Genomic DNA, 2685 nt, shown 5'->3' on the forward strand with positions numbered 1-2685 from the left:
GGGGCCGGGCGGAGGCGACTGGCTGGATCAGCGGACCTCGGTGATCTCCGGGCCGCGAGCGAAGGGGTCGAGCGCCGCCCCGCCGAAGCGGGGGTCGGCCTCCGCGGCCGCGCCGTCGGCGACCATCTGGGCGTCCTCGGGGAGCTTGAGCACGATCGGGTCGCGCGGCGCCATCGGCGCCTCACCCCGGACGACGACGGTCTGCTGGAAGACCTGCTCGAGAATGCCGGCCATCTCGGGCTGCACCGCGGCCTGGCCGGAGATCACGCCGCGCAGGAACCAGCGCGGGCCGTCGCACCCGACGAAGCGCACCAGCTGGGCGCCCTGGGTGCCGTCGGGCAGCTGGACGGGGACCTGGGCGCGCAGGTGCCAGCCCAGCGTGCCCTCCTCCTCCTCCACCAGACCGCCCTGCTGGGTGATGCCGGTCGCGATCTCGTCGCGGACCTCGGGCCAGATGCCCTCGGACTTGGGGGCCGCGAAGGCCTGGAGCTGGATCGCGCTGTTCCCGAGGACCAGCGTGGCGGCGACGATCGCGTCACCGGCCACCTCGACGCGCAGCTCCATTCCCTCGACACCCGGCACCAGGAGGCCACCGAGGTCCACCCGGCCCTCCTCGGGGTTCTCCAGTTCGGAGACGTCCCAGGGACCGTCCGGACGGGGGGCCGGCGGCAGGCCGACCCGGTCCGCCGGGTCCAGTTCGGTGTCGTTCTCGCTCTCGGCGGAACCTTCGACGTCATCGGCCGTCTCGTCGGCGCTGATGGCGTCCTCGGCGAGCTGCTCGACAGCGTCCTCGCTCTTCTGGCGACGACGGAACACGGTCACTGTCCTTCCCGGTCCGGGACCTACTCCGGGACCGAAGCGAATACCTGCTCGGCTACTGCGAGACCGCGGGCATGCTAGACCGCGGCGTGGCCGCCGGTCGACCCGAACCCGCCCTCGGCTCGCACCGACCCGGGCAGTTCGGCCACCTCGTGGAAGGCCGCCTTCTCCACCTGCTGGATCACCAGCTGGGCGATGCGGTCCCCTCGGCGGAAGCTGACGCCCTCATGCGGGTCCAGATTGACGACGATCACCTTGATCTCACCACGGTACCCGGCATCGACCGTCCCCGGGGCGTTCACGAGGGCAACTCCGCAACGAGCTGCCAGCCCGGATCGCGGGTGCACGAACGCCGCGTAACCGTCCGGCAGCGCAATGGCTACACCGGTCGGCAGGACGGCCCGCTCGCCGGGCTTCAGCTCGGCGTCGACGGTGGTCCTCAGGTCCGCCCCGGCATCGCCCGGGTGCTCGTACGCCGGCAGCGGGAGCTCCGGGTCGATGCGCCTGATCAGGACGTCCAGCGGCGGGCGTGCGGTACTGCTCACGGGTTCACCTCGAAGGCTCGGGCTCGCTCGAAAAGGTCGCGGTCGTCCATGGCCTTCTTGATGTCCTCCGGACGACCGTGCGTGGTGAAGTGTTCCAGCTTCACCTGGATGAAGAGCGCCTGTGCCCGGATGGCGACCGGACCGTCGGGTCCGCCGATGCGTCCCTCGGCCGCGCTGTAGATCTTGCGGCCGTGCATGCCGGTGACCCGCGCACGGATGTGCAGCACCGTGTCCACCGGCACCGGGCGGACGAAGTCCGTCTCCAGCCGGCCGGTGACCGCCGGCGCGTGCAGCAGCCAGTTGAGCGTGCCGAGGGTCTCGTCCATGGCCGCGGTGAGGATCCCGCCGTGCGCCAGCCCGGGCCCGCCCTGGTGGTGCGGGCGGACGGTGAACTCCGCGTCGACGGTCAGGCCCTCGCCGGCGACCGCATCGAGCTGCAGGCCGTGCGGGTGGTGCGGGCCGCAGCCGAAGCACTGGTCGTAGTGCGAGCCCAGCGAGGTGCCGGGAGCCGGTGCCTGGGGAGCCCTGGCGGGCATCACGGCGTCGGCGGGCGGCGTGGTGGGCGACGGGGCGGCGGCGGGCCCGGCAGCGCCGGAGACGGGCGTGTCGGCGCTCGGGGAAGGCTGCGCGGGGGCGATGGATCCGGTCACAGCGGCGACCCTACCGGTCGGTAGTAACTGCTGCGGAGGGGCCGGGGCGGTGGGGCAGGGGCGGACGGCCCGGCCCGGACGCCCACAATGGGGGCATGTACGACGAACGCCTCACCGTCCCGCGGTCCTGGTGGCTGCTCACGATCGTCGGCGGGCTGTCGCTCGCCCTCGTCATGCTGCGCTTCAGCGCGGTCGGCGCGCTGGTCGCGCTGGTGGTCGGCGCGGCCGGGATGGCCGCCGCGCTCAGCAGCTACGGCTCGGCCCGGATCCGGGTGGTGCAGGGCTCGCTGGTGGCCGGCCAGGCCAGGATCCCGGTGGACGCGCTGGGCAGCGCCGAGGTGCTGAACCCCGCCGAGGCGGTGGCCTGGCGCTCGGTGAAGGCCGACCCGCGGGCGTTCATGCTGCTGCGCAGCTACGTGCCGACCGCCCTGCGGGTGGAGGTCACCGACCCGGACGACCCGACGCCCTACCTGTACCTGTCGACCCGCTCGCCGCAGAAGCTGGCGGACGCCCTGCGGACGGCCCGCCGGGGCGCCCAGCGCTGACCCCTCCCGGGGGGGCCGCGGGGGGGGCCCGCGGGGGGCGGGCGTTGAGGCACCGGCCGGCGGGGGGGCAGCGAGGGCCCCAGGCGGCGGGCGGCGGGTGGGGGGGGGGGGGGGCGGGGGGCGGGC

At 74.3% G+C, this 2685-nt stretch carries 4 protein-coding genes; 1 reads left to right on the forward strand and 3 read right to left on the reverse strand.

Annotated elements, in window-relative coordinates; all coding sequences use genetic code 11:
• Positions 1–27 precede the first annotated feature (27 nt).
• From ACFV0G_RS38085 to ACFV0G_RS38095, 3 genes are all read right to left on the reverse strand, one after another.
• Positions 28–816 (reverse strand): DUF3710 domain-containing protein, encoded by a 789-nt coding sequence (locus ACFV0G_RS38085; protein WP_380558048.1) that lies wholly within the window; start codon positions 814–816, stop codon positions 28–30.
• Between the two features lie 80 nt (positions 817–896).
• On the reverse strand, positions 897–1364 hold the full coding sequence (gene dut, locus ACFV0G_RS38090) for a dUTP diphosphatase (protein ID WP_380558051.1): 468 nt from the start codon (positions 1362–1364) through the stop codon (positions 897–899).
• Positions 1361–1900 (reverse strand): PaaI family thioesterase, encoded by a 540-nt coding sequence (locus tag ACFV0G_RS38095; RefSeq protein ID WP_380558056.1) that lies wholly within the window; start codon positions 1898–1900, stop codon positions 1361–1363. The genes dut and ACFV0G_RS38095 overlap by 4 nt, the downstream gene beginning before the upstream one ends.
• A 209-nt stretch (positions 1901–2109) precedes the next feature.
• Here ACFV0G_RS38095 and ACFV0G_RS38100 point away from each other — a divergent pair, with 209 nt between their 5' ends.
• Positions 2110–2559: a DUF3093 domain-containing protein gene (locus ACFV0G_RS38100; protein ID WP_380558053.1), complete on the forward strand. Its 450-nt coding sequence runs from the start codon at positions 2110–2112 to the stop codon at positions 2557–2559.
• The last annotated feature ends 126 nt before the right edge of the window (positions 2560–2685 follow it).

The sequence above is a fragment of the Kitasatospora sp. NPDC059571 genome, from assembly GCF_042735675.1.
Lineage (GTDB): Bacteria > Actinomycetota > Actinomycetes > Streptomycetales > Streptomycetaceae > Kitasatospora.

Coding starts and splice junctions, on each gene's coding strand:
- ACFV0G_RS38100 (WP_380558053.1), top strand. CDS start 2,110: ATGTACGACGAACGCCTCACCGTCCCGCGGTCCTGGTGGCTGCTCACG.
- ACFV0G_RS38095 (WP_380558056.1), bottom strand. CDS start 1,900: ATGCCCGCCAGGGCTCCCCAGGCACCGGCTCCCGGCACCTCGCTGGGC.